At 30.9% G+C, this 14,091-nt stretch carries 14 protein-coding genes; 2 read left to right on the top strand and 12 right to left on the bottom strand.

The features are described 5' to 3' along the window. Positions 1–72 precede the first annotated feature (72 nt). The 11 genes from R6X41_RS18130 to R6X41_RS18180 form a co-directional block, all read right to left on the bottom strand. Positions 73–1,245 (bottom strand): glycosyltransferase family 4 protein, encoded by a 1,173-nt coding sequence (locus R6X41_RS18130; protein ID WP_318501773.1) that lies wholly within the window; start codon positions 1,243–1,245, stop codon positions 73–75. Further along, entirely contained in the window at positions 1,242–2,093 is an 852-nt protein-coding gene (locus tag R6X41_RS18135; protein WP_318501774.1) for a sulfotransferase family protein, read from the bottom strand. The genes R6X41_RS18130 and R6X41_RS18135 overlap by 4 nt, the downstream gene beginning before the upstream one ends. Then, on the bottom strand, positions 2,093–3,151 hold the full coding sequence (locus R6X41_RS18140; RefSeq protein WP_318501775.1) for a glycosyltransferase family 4 protein: 1,059 nt from the start codon (positions 3,149–3,151) through the stop codon (positions 2,093–2,095). Before R6X41_RS18140 ends, R6X41_RS18135 begins: the two co-directional genes overlap by 1 nt. Before the next feature lie 270 nt (positions 3,152–3,421). After that, positions 3,422–4,804 carry an asparagine synthase-related protein gene (locus R6X41_RS18145; protein ID WP_318501776.1) on the bottom strand — a complete coding sequence of 461 codons (1,383 nt, stop codon included), beginning with the start codon at positions 4,802–4,804 and terminating at the stop codon, positions 3,422–3,424. Positions 4,805–4,845: 41 nt separating this feature from the next. After that, positions 4,846–5,757, bottom strand: a complete 912-nt coding sequence (locus R6X41_RS18150; protein WP_318501777.1) for a hypothetical protein — start codon at positions 5,755–5,757, stop codon at positions 4,846–4,848. Between the two features lie 399 nt (positions 5,758–6,156). Beyond that, a complete protein-coding gene (locus R6X41_RS18155) occupies positions 6,157–7,221 on the bottom strand; it encodes a GNAT family N-acetyltransferase (protein WP_318501778.1) in 1,065 nt (354 codons plus the stop codon). Positions 7,222–7,244: 23 nt separating this feature from the next. After that, a complete protein-coding gene (locus R6X41_RS18160; protein ID WP_318501779.1) occupies positions 7,245–8,399 on the bottom strand; it encodes a hypothetical protein in 1,155 nt (384 codons plus the stop codon). A 92-nt stretch (positions 8,400–8,491) separates the two neighbouring features. Further along, positions 8,492–9,091, bottom strand: coding sequence for a GNAT family N-acetyltransferase (locus R6X41_RS18165; protein WP_318501780.1), 600 nt, complete (start codon positions 9,089–9,091; stop codon positions 8,492–8,494). 115 nt (positions 9,092–9,206) lie between these two features. Then, positions 9,207–10,187, bottom strand: a complete 981-nt coding sequence (locus R6X41_RS18170; protein WP_318501781.1) for a glycosyltransferase family 92 protein — start codon at positions 10,185–10,187, stop codon at positions 9,207–9,209. A gap of 48 nt (positions 10,188–10,235) precedes the next feature. Further along, complete coding sequence (locus R6X41_RS18175; RefSeq protein WP_318501782.1) at positions 10,236–11,069, bottom strand: glycosyltransferase family 2 protein; 834 nt, start codon at positions 11,067–11,069, stop codon at positions 10,236–10,238. Between the two features lie 134 nt (positions 11,070–11,203). Beyond that, positions 11,204–12,076, bottom strand: coding sequence for a glycosyltransferase family 2 protein (locus R6X41_RS18180; protein WP_318501783.1), 873 nt, complete (start codon positions 12,074–12,076; stop codon positions 11,204–11,206). A gap of 212 nt (positions 12,077–12,288) precedes the next feature. Here R6X41_RS18180 and R6X41_RS18185 point away from each other — a divergent pair, with 212 nt between their 5' ends. Continuing rightward, a complete protein-coding gene (locus R6X41_RS18185) occupies positions 12,289–12,483 on the top strand; it encodes a hypothetical protein (RefSeq protein WP_318501784.1) in 195 nt (64 codons plus the stop codon). A gap of 14 nt (positions 12,484–12,497) precedes the next feature. Then, the gene (locus R6X41_RS18190; protein WP_412176282.1) at positions 12,498–13,334 is read left to right on the top strand and encodes an acyltransferase family protein; all 837 of its coding nucleotides are present in this window, start codon (positions 12,498–12,500) and stop codon (positions 13,332–13,334) included. A gap of 68 nt (positions 13,335–13,402) precedes the next feature. On the opposite strand, the gene R6X41_RS18195 is transcribed toward R6X41_RS18190, so the two are convergent. After that, positions 13,403–14,089: an NAD-dependent epimerase/dehydratase family protein gene (locus tag R6X41_RS18195; protein ID WP_318501785.1), complete on the bottom strand. Its 687-nt coding sequence runs from the start codon at positions 14,087–14,089 to the stop codon at positions 13,403–13,405. Positions 14,090–14,091: the final 2 nt, after the last annotated feature.

A 14,091-nucleotide genomic window follows, 5' to 3' on the forward strand; every position in this document is an offset into this window, starting at 1 on the left:
TACAAACCTATATATAACAAATACTAAAGGTAAAAACAGCAAAACCTAAGGAACTAAATAACATATTATAAATTAATCGGTATAAAACTTATGAAATTTTTTCTTTTGTTGCTCCAGATTAAATTGATTTTGAACTCGTACTATGGCTGCATCAGCTATGTCTAATTTTTGGCTAGCGGTTAAATTGGAAATTTCTATAATTCTTCTAGCCATAGCATTACAATCAAATGGCTCGACTAACCACCCTGTTTTTTTATCCTGAATATTCTCTGCCAATCCTCCAACATTAAAAGTAACGCATGGTATTCCTAATGCCTGAGCTTCTAAAACAGCATTACAAAACCCTTCGTTTAAACTGGGTTGTACATATACATCTGCGATGGTTAATTCTTTTAAAGTTTCCGAATGTGTTCGTTTTCCGAGTAAATGTACATGCTGTTTTAGCTCTTTTTCATAAATATGATAGAGGTATTTTTCTTTTTCAGCATCTTCACCCGAACCAATTACCTGCCATTCAAAATCTAAGCCTGAATGTTTTAAAAAACTTGCAACTTCTATTAAATAATCTATCCCCTTAATCCAATTAAATCGGGCAATGGTAAGAATATTTAAGGGGGTTGAGTTCTCTTTCTTTTGTTTTTCAGGCAAATTAACAAGATCTACTGCAGGCGTAATAATCTGATATGGTGTATTTTCAGATAATCCAAGTCCGTAAGCCTTTTGCAAAAGATATTTCGATATAGATTGTACCTTATCAACCTGCTGCCATAATAATCTATAACAATTTGGGTGTTTTAACGGATACACATTAATATCGAACCCTCTAAAACTAACCGCCATTTTTGCACCTATCGCTTCAGCTACCAACTCGCGATCTAAGGCTAATGTAGCAAATCCAAAATGAATCCAATCCCCTTTATATTTTAATAATTGAGAATTAAGATATATTTTTTCGATAATTCGTTTTAAATCAGTGCCTTCATTTTGTTCTCGTTTAAAATACCTTAATACGACTTTAATATGTGGAATTAGCTGAAAGGCAACAACGCACATCATTATAATTTGAATTAAAAAAAAATTATAAACTTTAGGGTTCATCTTATGTGCACTGTATGTAAATACAGTGTTACTTGGACCTGTAAACAAAGTAATTTCATGTCCGTTTTCTTGCAATCCTTTTATTTTAGAATTAAAAAAGGTTTCGGAATAGCCTGGAGGTTTCGCTAATACTAAAGCTATTTTCATATACCCGTTTGTCTTTCGTAAAAATCTATTTTAAATAGATCTAAATACGTGTTTATACGTTTAAATTCTTCTTGAGTAAAAGGAGATTGTTTTTTATGACCTGTAATAATAGTACTATTCGGATGGGTTTTACTAGAGGGATGGGTAAACTTAATACTTAAATCTTCCAGAGGTTTTAAATCATGACGACTACAGAAATCTATAAATAAATTAATATTATCCCTAAAGTCTTCATATTTATATATTTCAAATTTAGCCTGATCCGAATGTAATAAAGGGACAGCATTTTCTATACACCAACGAATACATAGCGCATCTAAATCGCTTAAATGGTGTTGATTTCTTAAATTAAATCCATAATTTTTTAATAACAAATCGCACAATTCCTCCTGGCTCTTAAACCAACTTAAATCGTATAGCCAAGGAAACTTTACGCGTTGTTGGGAAGCAATAACATCGTAAGGGTTTCTTAATATAAAAACAACAGGAATATTAAACTGTTCTGCCAAATACTGTGCAGACAAATTACAACGCACAAATTTTATAATGTACTTTTTAGGTATAAAAGGCCATAAATGTCGTTTCCATGTTCTATTACTTACTTGGCCAATCCAATCACTATCTACACGATTTGCAAAAACTTGATTTAAATAGGTATCACAACTAGGGGTACTTGTTTCTGAAGTTAATAAACGATCACAAATTAATTTTCCTTCTTTTGTGTTAAACTCATGTTCTGGTTCAAACAACAATCGGTAACGATGCTGCAACGCTATAAGTTCAGAAAACCAACTGGTTCCACTTCGAGCGGAACCTAAAATAACAATATGTTTACGATAATGTCGCACTATAATTTTTTATATAAATATTCGTAAGCTTGTACTTCTTTCAGGAGATCGAATTCACGAGCTACAACAACAGCTTCTCTCTTTTTTTGCTGAAAATACACTTTATTTTGAACATAATCCAAGAGCAATTCTTTAAATTCCAATGGGTGACTTAAATCAAAAACAACCCCGCCTTTTCCGGCCTTAAAGATATAGTTAGTACCTCCTCCAGATTCCGAGCACAATACAGGAACACCACAAGCAAGCGCTTCCAATATGGAAACAGGAAGTCCTTCCCGTTTAGAAACGAGTAGGAACACATCGAAATTATTCAACACAGTTGCTAATTGATTATTCGGTACAAATTCACGGAAGTGCACACGTTGCTCTAATTTTTCCTTTTTCAGATATGTTTTACAGCGCATTAAATAGTCCGGATCGGCATTTCCGAATAGATATAAATGTATGGTTTCTGGTAATGCTTTAAGCTGCTCTAAAATATAAAGTTGATTTTTATTATCTCCTATATTCCCAATACAACACATTTTAAAAATACCATCTTCTTTAATTTTAGGTTTCGCATTGGGTTTAAATTGTTTCAAATCTATACCATGAGGAATAAAACCTACTTTATTACGCAATAACCAATGACTGAAAAACTGTGATTTCATTTCAGGGTGGTTATAAGCTATATGAGATGACAACATGCTTTTTAAAAACCACCGTTTAGACCAAGCTGCATTTTTTTTAGTATATATATACGTTTTAAAGGCTAACTTACATGCAAAAGCTTCAATAAAATTAGATTTGTAATCCCAAGAATGCACGATATCTATCTTATGTTGTGTAATAATTTTAGCAAAACGATAGGTGTCTTTGTAAAAATCTCCTGTAAACCCTAAGTTTAGCTTTCGATTTTCATGAACAACGTCCGGTATTAATTCCGGCTTATTTTCTACACCTATAAAAACATCAAATGCATCATGGTCGAGCTTACTAATAATAGCTAACAACACATATTGGCTTCCTGCTGTTTTAAAATTGGGGATAGTAAAAATTATTCGTGTTTTGCTCGTCATAGAACCTCTTAAAATTCAAAAATACATTTTTAAATACACTTTCAAAACACTATTTAGGGGCATTACTATTAATAACAATAAATGAATGCTCATTATAAGACCAATAGAAACGATTTGATTAAAATACGCTTAAATCGAGCAGAGTCAATAATGAATTTAAAGGCTGTCGACAGTACTCAAACTGACAATTAAGTCAATGAGAACTAAAAACATATATTCTTAAAAACATTTTATTTTATACTTCTTAAGTGTGTCTATTAATAAAATCTTCTATTTACTTTTATTATGCCATAAGGAAAGAGTTAAAAGCATACTCACGGGGTGAGAATATTCTACAGCATCCTCAGTATTAAATTTAGCATACATCTGCCTTGCAATATCGCTTCCTAAAAAATCATTAAAAGATGTATTAAAAAGATGATGCTCTAATTGGTTCGCATTTTCTTTCCCTAAAAATTGAAGTTCCCAATTACGCTGCACATATTTTTTTCCAATAAAGGCATTTAATTCACGTTGTAATTTATTTTTTACCCGGTAGGTTAAATATTTAAACGGTTGTGGTTCCTTATAGTTGTTTAGATTAAATGGCATACGGTCTTGCCATTCAATTTCTGCGACTTTTGGATTACGTTTTTTTATATAGGCGATCTGAAGTTTTCGATCTGCCAAATATGCCTCCGGTATTTCACAAATAAAACGACACATCCGGTCGTCGTAATAAGGTGCATTTACAGGATGGACAGCATCAAAGAAACTTAAACTTACAGATGTCCATCGCGGTGCCCAATACAAACTCTTAAAAGCACGGATTCTAGCACTTTTATTATCAATGGCAATGCCATCTAAAAGAGTTTGTAATCTTGTTTTTAAATACATTTCAAAGTCACCTTCCAAATTCCAAGACCTCCAAAGTTTTTGTGCCAATTCAAGACCTCCCTTTTTAATTATTTTTTTAAAAATCAGATCCACATCAGATAGTAGAGCATCTTTCTCTGCAATACCTCTATCGAACAACACATCTCCCCAATGCCCTAAAGAGAATGTACCTTCCATTTTTCTAAACTCATACAAAACAGCCATTTGCCTGGGATGTGTATACTCGGAATAACATTTATTAATATCTGCTGCCTCGTCTAATACATGCCATAAATAATTGGGAGGAATAATAAACGAATCAAATTTATAATCGCAAGCTTGTGCAATTTGTTCACTAATTTTATGCTCTTTAAAACCTCCAGAAAACGAATACGAATAACTGTGTACATCGGCATTTAGATGTTTTAGTGCTACAGCCTGACTTCGACTATCTAATCCACCAGATAAAGGCAAAATCACTTTGCCCTCTCCCGTTTGTTCTTTTACAATACGTTCAAATAAAGATGTAAACTCCTCTAAAGCTGTATGAAACGAAATATCTCTAGGTTTATAATACCACTTAAAATGTGCCGCTTCACTTTTCACACCTCCATCCTGATCTAAAACATATGTAGTTCCTGGTTTTAAAACAACCTCATCCTTCCAATAGGTATCCTGATCTAAAAAAAAACCGATAGCCGCAAAGACACAAATGGCCTCGTAATTTGGCACGTGCTCCGCTTCAATCTTAGCAAAGGTCTGTTTTAATGGAATTATAGGTGTCGTAATTGTTTTCATGATTGAAATTAAAGAAAGGAATAATTTAAATTTAAAAAATATTATTTAAAGGATTCTAGAGTAAGACCAAAGTAAGCAAAAACCGCTTTAATTTGCCTATCATTATCACTATTAAATACATTGGTCGAATATAAATTTTCGGTTTGTGATTCGGGTATTTCTATAAATTGCCTAAAATAAAAATTAGTAAACACTACAGGTATATTATTACTAATCTGTCCAGCTTTTAACCAAATATCATCACCTATACAATTTGTTTTTTTTATCCCCTCTAAATCATAGAACGTTTTTTTAAATAAATGAGGTTGATATAGCACCCCTCCAACTCCTGTAGAAAACAGTTTTTTTGAAGGATTTTCACCGAGTAATATATTTATAGGCCATTGCCTATATGGTTTGAATCCATCACCTTCTGTTTCCATAAATCTAACCCGGTTGGCAACAACGCTATTTGGGAATTTTTGATGATTCTCTAATAAGACTAATAATAAATTTCTAGGATATAAAACATCATCATCTACAGTAACCACTAAATCATTTGGATATTTTTGGAAAGCAAAATAATATTTTTTATGCGCTTTAAGATCTTTGCAAAATTCAATTTCTAAACCGAACGGTTTTAATTCCAATAAGGAGTTTGGCAATCCCTCCTCCCTAAGTGGAAATTGTTCAATGCCCAACCATAATACTATTTTTTGAGGCTTTGTAATTTGATTAAGCATACTTATGATAGATAAATAAATGACATCTATTCTAGCTGGAAAGGACGTCAAGCTTACAATTACATTACTATTAGTATCAATTCCTAAGGTACGCTTGTCAATCTTTTTATAATTTTTAACCAAATAAATTTTCAAGTATTTATAAAGTTGCCATTGCAACCAAACATATAGCTTACTTTTTTTTTTATCTGGTTTCCTAGTTAAAAAGTAGTTGTATAAATAATGAATCATATAGGGTTGGGTTATGAAAAAAGTCCTTTTAAATATATTTATGAGAGTTCTAAAATTTTAGGTTGTAATATAGGTGTATATTTTTTATTTTAATTTGTTTATCCATTTTTATCAAAGAAGTAAATTGATTTAAAGCTTCATATTTATCTGCGAAAACATAAAGTTTCTTATTCCTTAACAGCTTTTGACTTCATTAGTTATATACAGTAAATTACTATTAAAATATTCTTTTAATTATTCTTTAGAAAACCCTTGACTGTTTACTACATCTTTCAACACTAAATTTAGAAGTTCCACACGATTTCCTAATAAAAAATGATCAGTATGATTACTGATTTTTTAATAAAATTGGTGGCATCAAAAGAAAGATACATTATTCTTTAGGCATAAAATGCATTTTTAAATATATAAAAATCTTCTCAAATCATTCAAGGTTTTCTTCCTCCCAATCCTAAATTTATTTTGCTTCCAATAAAGAGTCATTGCCTTAAATTTACCAAGTGCATTATTAAAGGAATATACGGTATAGTTTTGATCAATTTCTTTGGTCCATTTAAATTTATAGTCTTCTGTGCCTCTAAGAAAATCGAAATACCTAAAATTATGGACAATCAAATAATCCATCATCTTTCCTATCAAAACTACACCCAAACTATATTTAGAATAACGCGGATCGATGCCTGCGGCAAAATACACGAATCGATTTGCAGAAATAAATCCATAAAGAGTTCCGATAACGGCTTCATCTCTCAAAGCTTGAATAATTAGAGTAGGGTTACTGCTATGCCCTTGAATTATTTCGTGAAAGGCCTGGGAATCAGGTTTTAAAAACTTAGACTCCATGCTCATTTCTGTCATACGTAATTTATGCAATCGATTCAAATCAATTAAAGCTGCAGGCAATAAATCTTTATGTGAATTTGATAAAAAGACAAAACTCACACCATGTTTTTCGCAAAAGTTAGTTCTGTTTTTCAACATGCGTTTAAAGGAAACGCTTAGAGACTCTAAATAATCGTTATATAATTGCGGTAAATGGACATACGGACATTTAAACTTTTTAAAAGCTACCGGGCCAGCAGTATATTTCGTAATAATTTGATAGCAAGATTGACTAATATTTTTGTATACAATTAATTGAAAAGTTTTAAATAATTCTGTAAAAAAGATTTGTAATGTGTGCTCTGTGACCTCTCTATCCATCAAAAAATTAAGATTATCCCAGCCCAGATAACTTAGATTGAAGAATTTATTTTTCCTCTTATCGAAAATACCGGGAAGTGCCATAAGAATTTTATTGTCCTTTTTGTATACAACAACCGTTACCTTTTTTTCTGTCGATTTTTCGTAGGCACTTAAAAATGGATACTGATAAAACAATACGGGGTCGCTACAGGCTTCATGGAAGCTGGACCAATCTTGCTCGATAATTTCAGAAAAAGGTACTATCTCTAATTTTTCCATTCTATATTAAACTCCCTAAGATCTCAATTAAGTCGATTTCGGAGTAATTGTATTATTTTAGAATTGTTTATAAATTCTATTTTACGTTTTTTACCTGTTCCGAATTCACTGTAGTGTCCATTATTTATAACTGCTTCACTAAATTCCTCCGATGTTAAAAACCGGCAACCTCTTTTTATCAGGTCTCCTATTAATTTATCAAGATCCTCTCTGCCCTCTTCACCAAATTTCCCAACATAGTTTATTCTATGTGAATCAATGATGACTGGTATTTTCTTATTAATTAAATTCACACATTTTTTTATAACAGACTCATATTTCCAATCGGTATTACCTCTGGAAGGTTCAAATTTAATATTTCTACTTGAAGCTATTAATCCTTTATAATACGTTGAACCGGTGGGAATATTTTTTAATCTTTTTAAATTATTCTTTTTATAGGCCTGCATATTGGTACCTTGGATAGATTGAAACCCCAACTCTGCAAACGCTCTAGCTGTTGTTGGCGTGAATACATATTGTGGGGCAATTGTACTTTTAGGATAATACCCAAACACATTAAAAAAATCTGAAATCCCTACTTCTATCCATTGCAACAATTGGTTATAAGGCAATTCCGTACCATCCTCCCATCTTTGATATTCGCTATGTAATGTCCAATTCCCTTTGTTATAATTGTTTACTCCTCCATGAAGTTGTAAATCAAATATCGCTTTACTTTCAGGATCATTCTGAATCATATCCAGCATTTTATCATAATTAAAATGCAAGCGTCCATGATATTGGGGAATAAATATTCTCCTTTTTACCCCTTCGTTCCATTTCTTGTTGAGCTCGGAATATTGTGATATAGATTTTAAAACTATGGACTGGTATCCATTTTCTTTTGTAGCCTCGAAATCCGGATTAGATACAATAAAGTTGGCTTCAATTAATGGTGGGTTGTCATTTGCATCTTTATACTTTAAAAGCATTTGAAAAATGAGCTCCAACTCCTCCTCCGATTCCAATTGGTCATACGCCCAAATTTTTGGCTCTCCAAAATTTGAAATAAAATCCTTGTTCTCTGGAGCTCTTACCATGCCCCAGTCGTCACTTTGAAATATAACAATAGGTTGCTTACATTTTAATGTCGAAAATGCTCGTAACCTTGATTTTATTCTGCTTTTAATTTTCATATTTATACTTGCGATGGATTACTTGACAAATCCATCTTTTATATCCATTATGACAAAATATATTTAAACTAATTGAAACAATTATACCGTATTCATTCTGTAAAAATACGCGCTGTAAAAGCTTTATTAAAAAACCTAAAATAATTCTGATTTGCGAAAATATAACGATGCCTAAATTTTAAGCTACAGGTTTGTTTATAAATTTTAAACCCCAGCTTTTCCAATCCTTTCCGGTTGGCACTATTTTTACTGTCGGTGTAAATCCAAACCTGATCAATGTCATTGTCCTTACAGTACCCAAGAATTTCGGAATAAACCATCCCGTTTATTTTATTACCCCTAAATTTTTCCTCCACAAATACATGATATATTACGGCTGTTCCCGGCTGAATATCCTTCCACTCTCCAGTAGGCCCAATATAATGTTTTCCATTTGTTTGCAACCAATGAAAGCTTGATAAACGGCCTGACTTTTCGGTAAGAAAACATTTATCTCCATTTTCTAAGCGTTTTTTTAAAGTTTCAATACTAAACCTTTTTTCAAGAATTGGGTCTGAGATATTGTTTATATCCAATATTCTTAAGGACACTGGAATTTTAGATTCTTCTTTCACCCATGTATCAAGAGGATGTTCGTAGAACAAACATGTATTAAGCTTAATTCTAAAATTTTCTCTAATTAAATTTTTCATACAAATTAACGTGATACTATATTGAAAAGATATATTTTTAAAATTTGAAACTTAGACCAATTATTTCGATCAGAAAAATAAATTAATGCGTAAAAATAAATTTAACTCCCAAAACTTAAGAGATAAACGTTTCAAAAGTTTTCTGCACTGATTTGATTTCTCCTAGTGGTTTGGGTTTAATCTTAAAAAAAAGATAACGCCTTCCTATTTTGAACTTTCTAATACTTATCGCCCCAAAAAGAATATTTTCTTTATAATAATTTTTCAGCTCATCCTCATTTAAATTCAATTTATTCACCACATCCCGCAACAATAATTTTAATTCCACAACTTTATTTCCCGAAAGGAATGTATTAGGATGATTCTCGAAGTTTTTAAATTTCTTTATAAAATCATTTGCATCATATATATGATAATGAAGCAAATACCCTGCAACACGTCGTAATGGTTTACTTCCATCCTTTCGGATAAAATGATGCACATTATGAGGTATTAGATCACTACTTATGCGTATGGCCGATTTTCCTACTTCATGACCATACCACCAATTAGTCTTTAATTTTGTGGAATTAAATGGGTTATTTATGTATCTATAAAACGCAACTCTATTAAATTTAAACAACGTTTCCTCGGCAAACACATTTTTATAATGCATACGTCTTTGCAAAGCTTCTAAAGTTTTAAAACTTATGACCTCTATATTTTTGGGCACAGTCTGGAAGAACACCTTTAAATTAGAGGAATCCTCCAAACCATCGGTAATAAGTTCATCCGCATCAATGGATATTAACCAATCAATCTTTTCACTTTCACATATTTTTTGTGCGTCAAAAGCATTTAAACATTGTCTGGCCGTATGGTGTTCGATAGCTTGAGAAGTGAATTTATGAAGGTAATCCAAATGAGCATAGGTCTCTGCTGGCACTGAATTTGAAATAGTCACGAAATTTAAATCCGCAATGCTTTCTTTGCCATTGTCAGTTGTATTGTCAAAATAAACAAAAGCTCTATCCACTCCAATCGCTTTATGATATAGCAAATGGTTACGCAAGAGTCGGCTTTCGTTTTTAACCGTTAAGACTAGGGCTATTTTCATTTAATAAATTTCACGTCTTTAATTATAAAATTTTCACTATTAATAAAATTATCTCATGAGCTGCTTTAATTCTTTTAATAAGCGATATCTTGATCTTGTTAATTTTAACGTAAAAATAGAGCCAATAAATTTTTTATGATAAACATCTATAATATTTTTTTTTAAAACATCTGCTAGTTCATCTGAAAAATGTTTTTTACACATTTTATAGGTATGAACATCAAGCATTAAAGTTCTACTTCCTACATCTCGCGAACCTCCAACAGGAGCTCTAGCATGTAATAATTTTGCTTTAGAATTGTACCAAGTTGTATAGCCTTTTTTATATAGTTTTATAGCAACCTCTCTATCTTCACCAGCACCAGTCGGATCCAAAGTTTCGTCAAATCCCCCAATTTCATGAAAAACTTTAGTTAATATAGAAGCACAACAGCCGGGAAAAGACAATGTGATTCGAGATTCAGAAGAATTAGGATTACTAGTTAATACTTTTATAAAGTTTAAATTATTCCGTGTAAGATAATCTCCTTTCTCTAGTAAATAATTCCCTTCTAAATCACACATTGCTCCAGCTACAGCATCAAACCTATCCTTTATAATTGGTGCAGTAATTTCTTCAATAAAATCAGGATTCACCCTAGCATCATCATCTAAAAAAACTAAAATATCTCCTTTAGCTTTTGCAACTCCAATATTTCTAGAAACACATGGCCCTGTTGTCTCTGTATAAATATAGATGCAATTATTAATTGTTTTTTCAATATTTGACTGATCTACAACTATTACTTCAAAATCTGAAACTGTTTGGTTTTGAAGATCATTAATTAATAGGTTTATGTAATCGAATCTATTTCTGGTGGGAATAATAACAGATATTTTCATTATGGATATTTATTTTACTCGAACTAAAGGGTCTGTCCCGTCTTTGGGAGATTTCAAATATATTAGTTATTATTTTAGTAAGCGTCTATAGTTTAAAATCACCAAGAATAAGTCACATCATTACGACTAATAATTCAGTATTTTTTATTTAAATTTAATGATAGTTTCAATTTATATAAAAAATACAAATTCAAATATTCTAAGCTACGCTTTTGTTTAAAAGAAACCCGATTACTCACCCGATTATAAAATCTGGAAACATAACGCTTATATGCTTTATTTGTCATCGCTTTATCTGTCGCTTTTGCATAAGAAATAAATTGGCAATGCTCTTTAAAATATTTTGAATAATACCTTAAATCCCTATAATCTAATTTAGAAATACTTGAGTCACTTTGTCTAAAATAATTAAGTGTTTTAGCATTAAAAATAAAAGCTGCATTTCTAAAACACTCAAAATAGAATACCCGATCTCCTATAATTTTAAAGCTACTATAAAAATTATCTTTTGTACCATCTAGTAACGAAGTCTTAAAGAGCAAACAACTCACGTTTAATATAGGACAATACAAAATAGAGTCCTTTTGTTTCTCTTCACTAAAAATAGGATGTGAAACTTCAGATTTAGATTTGTCTTTTACAAACGCTATCGTTTTTGCCACAGCCACATCTGAAGCATCCAAACACTCAAGTTGTGATTCTAAAAAATTAAGATCGCAAAAATCGTCGCTTTCTGCAATCCAAATAAAATCGCCTTTAATCAACTCCAACCCCTTCTCCCACTGCTTAAAAGGGGAGCCACTATTATTTTCGTTAATAATAAAATGAGATACCTTGGGATTGTTTTTATAAGGATTTAACAATTCTAAACTATGGTCTGTAGAGGCATCGTCTAATATAATGACTTCAAAATTTTGATACGACTGGTTAAAAATACTATCTAATCTGTCTTGTAGAAAAGCAGCATGATTGTAATTTGGTAGGATGATGGAGACTAACGAATTCATTAAAAACAAACTTATAAAAAAATTGTTAAATTGTATTTTTATTTACTCATTAAATGAATAAAATAATTAAATAGAAAAACAATATTTTAGACTTATCTAAAAGCATTTCCAAAATTTAAAGCACAGAAACAAATTATTACATAAATTATAATATTTAGCATCTATCTTTGGAAACCGTTTATGCTAATAATTTAAATCTATTACACTAAAAAATGAGGCTAGAGCAAATAACCTTTACACGATTTTTGGCAGCAATTTCAATTGTTATATTTCATCATGGTAAGAATATATTTCCCTTTAATCAAGAAGGTGTCTCCTTTATAATTAAACAAGCGAATATTGGAGTAAGTTATTTCTTTATCCTTTCTGGATTTGTAATGGTAATTGCTTATGGAAACAAAAAATAGATTTCACAGACTATATTAAGCGGAGATTTGCAAGAATTTACCCTGTTTACGTATTAGCGATACTTATTCTATTCATTTATTATTTAGCCATACATAAAGAAATTGATTATTACGGATTACTATTAAATATTTTAATGATACAGAGTTGGATTCCCAATTACGCATTATCTTTTAACACACCTGGATGGTCCCTATCTGTAGAATTATTCTTTTATATTACTTTCCCCTTTCTATTTAATCATTTTTACAAAAAACTACCCTTAAAAAAACTAATTCTTCCATTGTTTATATGTTTTATTATAAGCCAGATAGTACTTCATGTCTTGCTCAATTCAATTTTTTTTGAAGGACACCCTTCTGCAAGCCATAATTTTACATATTACTTTCCATTAATGCATTTCAGTGAATTTTTAATAGGAAATTTAGCTGGTCTATTTTTTCTGAAAGTTATTAAAATTAAAAATTATGACTTACCTATTATTAGCCTTATTATGTTAACAGTAATTGTATTGAAAATAAATATTAGAATTTCTTATCACAATGGAATGTTGGCTTTTTTGTTTATTCCTATAATTATACTTATTTCAGCAAATAATGGACAAATAACTAAAATTTCCAATATGAAACTTCCCGTTTTTCTAGGAGAAATAAGCTATAGTATATATATACTACAAAAACCCATTTTTTTATGGGTTAATAAGATTATGCACTATTTAAGCTTAGATAATAAAATTATTATCTTTTATTCTGCCACATTAATTTTAATTATAATATCCGGAGTAAGCTATACGTATTTTGAGACACCGCTTAGAAAAAGAATAAATAAAAAGGTTATAATAACAACTACTTAAAACACAAATCAGATTCATTATCATTAGTTATTAATCATCTTAATCTAAGCTACTCAAAACCATTTGCACTAATAATACGTTTCTAAAATGCGATAAATATATTGTAACCCTTCGCCTTTTTTAGACTCAATTTCTGTCAATTCATGTTTTATCGCAGTAATATTAATATCTAATTTACAGCCCTTAGGTACGATTACTTTTACACTCGTTCTACCCAAGAATTGTTCTACTTGTTCTAAAATATCTGTCACGTCTTCACTTTGTCTAACCGCCACATTTACGATACAGTTTTTAAATCCTGAATTAATTTTACTATCCACTATAAATTTAACGTCATCTACATCTATAATGTTTCGTTGTGCAAATTCCCAAACTTTTATATTGTGACCAGCCTTAATAGCATAGACAAAAAAATTAATTAAAGTATTTGGATTACTGGTGTGACCAACGACATTAGACACGCGGAAAATAATAAAATCCTTACACTTTGATTTTACAAGTGTTTCCATTGCCAATTTATGCTTTACATATGCATTATCTATTATAGACAAATCATACACACTACACGTACTAAAATAAATAAACGTCTTATCCGGGTGTTGTTCAATTGTTTTTAGCAGTAACTGTTTTTCTCTATCAAACGCCTTAACATCGTTTGTAGTCGAATTTGAAACACCAGATGCGAAAATTAATGTTTTGCTATCTAACTTATAGTCCGAGAACACTTTCCCAATTAAACCGCTACCTATAACCATAA

The organism is Formosa sejongensis, from assembly GCF_033447105.1.
Lineage (GTDB): Bacteria > Bacteroidota > Bacteroidia > Flavobacteriales > Flavobacteriaceae > Formosa.